Below are 2,272 nucleotides of genomic sequence, written 5' to 3'. Positions count from 1 at the left end.
GGGGGGGGGGGGGGGGGGGGGGGGCCGACCTGCACCACCCCGCCGCCCGACTCTCGGGGGCCCGATCAGCCCGGCCCGGCGCCTGCGCCGATCAGCCGGCGCGAGCGGCTTTCTTCGCCTTCTTCGCCTTCTTGTCCTTCGCCACGCGGGCGAGCAGGGTCTTCTCGTCGATGGGTGCATCGCCGCCCGCCCGACGGCGGCGCATGTACTCGGCCGCCTCCTCCTGGCGGAGATCCTCGACGCCCGTCGCGATCTCCGACCGGAGGTGCTCCGGTCCGTAGCCGAACGCCTCGACGAGGTCGAGGGCATGCGGGCGGATCTTGGCCAGGAGCCGGTTGATGTACCCGTCCAGCGTGCGCGCACGCTGCGAGGAGAGCCGGCCGTTCATCAGGAACCAGGCCAGGTCCTTCTCGATGAGGCACAGACCGAAGAGATCACGGAGGCGGGTGAGGACCTCCCGCGTCCCGGGATCCTCGATCCTCTTCAGGCCCCGCGTGAAGGCTTCCCACTGGAGCAGTTCGGCGTGGGCGTGGGCCACCTCGATGAGCTCGTTCTGGTGCAGGTTGAAGAGTGCGGCGGACTTCTCCTGGGACATGCCCTTGGCTCCGCGCAGTGCGCCGGCGAGCTCGGCGACACGCGTCTGCACCCGGTCCGAGAGCAGCTCGTGCTGGGTGTCCTCGTCACGCAGCGCGATCGCCGACTTCTTGCCGGATCCCGAGTCGGCCACGGTCTGTGCGACCCGGCGCAGGCCGGAGCGGTGCAGCGTCCTGCCCGCGGCCTGGGACACGGCGTAGCGGGCGAGCACTCCGAAGTCGACGCCCTTGAACTCCTTGGCGTAGTCCGTCAGCAGGCGCTTCGCCACGAGCTGCAGGAGCACCGTGTTGTCACCTTCGAACGTCACGTACACGTCGAGGTCGGCGCGCAGCGACGCGAAGCGGTTCTCGATGAGGAAGCCCTGACCGCCGGTCGCCTCGCGGCATTCCTGCAGGGTGTCGAGGGCGAGCCACGTGGAGAGGGGCTTGAGGGCTGCGGCAAGGGTCTCGAGGTCCTGCCGGTCCTCGTCCGTGTCGTGCGCGCCGGAGAAGACGTCGTCGAACTTCTCGAGGAGTTCCTCGTGGGCGAAGGAGGCCGCGTAGGTCGCCGCGAGGCGGGGGAGCAGGCGGCGCTGGTGCCGCTGGTAGTCCATGAGCACCTCTTCCTTGAGGTCCGACGAGGCGTTGAACTGCCGTCGCTGGGTGGAGTACGTGACGGCCGCGGTGAGCGCGAGCTTGCTCGCTGCGACGGCGGCACCGTCCAGCGAGACACGGCCCTGCACCAGCGTCCCGAGCATGGTGAAGAACCGGCGACCGGGCGAGGCGATGGGGGAGGTGTACGTACCGTCCTCGGCGACGTCCCCGTAGCGGTTGAGCAGATTGGTGCGCGGCACCCGCACGTCGGTGAAGTGCAGCCGCCCGTTGTCGATCCCGTTCAGGCCACCCTTGATGCCGTCGTCCTCGCCACCCACACCGGGCGTGAAGGAGCCGTCCTCGGTGCGGAGCTCGACGTAGAGGCCGTGCACGCCGTGGTTGACGCCGTTGGTGATGAGCTGGGCGAAGACGACGGCGGCGCGCCCGTCGATGGCTCCGTTGCCGATGTAGTCCTTCCAGGCGGCCCGGAACGGGGTGTTGATGACGAACTCGTCCGTCGCGGCGTCGAAGGTCGCGGTGGTGGCGATGCTCGCCACGTCGCTTCCGTGTCCGGTCTCCGTCATCGCGAAGCAGCCCGGGATTTCCATGTCCATGATGCCGGGGAGCCACGCCTCGTGGTGCTTCTGCGTCCCGAGGTGCATGACGGCGGAGCCGAAGAGGCCCCACTGCACGCCGGCCTTGATCTGCAGTGACGGGTCGGCGACGACGAGCTCCTCGAAGCCGGCGATGTTGCCGCCGTGGTCGTCGTTGCCGCCGAACGCGACCGGGAAGGCGCGGTGCACGGCCTGCTGCTGCACCAGGTAGTGCAGCTGGTCGAAGCAGCGCAGCCGGTGGTCGTGGTGCGTCAGGCCCTCGATCTTGTGGACCTCGGGGCGGCCGGCCAGCTCACGGGCGACGCGGCGAACGTCCGCCCACTTGCCGAGGAGCAGTTCGCCGAGTTCCGCGGTGTCCACCGTGGCTCGCTCGTCGTCGCGGATGTCAACCGTCGCGGGGATCTGCTGCGGCCGGGAGATGGTCTGCGTCATGGTGTGTCCTTCGCTGGTCGGCGGGTGGGTGAACGCGTCGGTGGGACCGGGGGTGGGGAG

1 protein-coding gene is annotated in these 2,272 nt (G+C 69.8%); it reads right to left on the bottom strand.

Translation table 11 applies throughout. The features are described 5' to 3' along the window. Window positions 1-91 precede the first annotated feature (91 nt). A complete protein-coding gene (locus ACTIMO_RS17125) occupies window positions 92-2,212 on the bottom strand; it encodes an acyl-CoA dehydrogenase family protein (RefSeq protein ID WP_448183201.1) in 2,121 nt (706 codons plus the stop codon). Window positions 2,213-2,272: the final 60 nt, after the last annotated feature.

This window comes from Arthrobacter sp. CP30, from assembly GCF_053470025.1.
Note: the sequence above shows the minus strand (reverse complement) of the source record. Positions and strands in the feature narration are given on the sequence as shown.

Bases quoted from the DNA above. Each gene is read 5' to 3' on its own strand.
- ACTIMO_RS17125 (WP_448183201.1), bottom strand. From the start codon at position 2,212: ATGACGCAGACCATCTCCCGGCCGCAGCAGATCCCCGCGACGGTTGAC.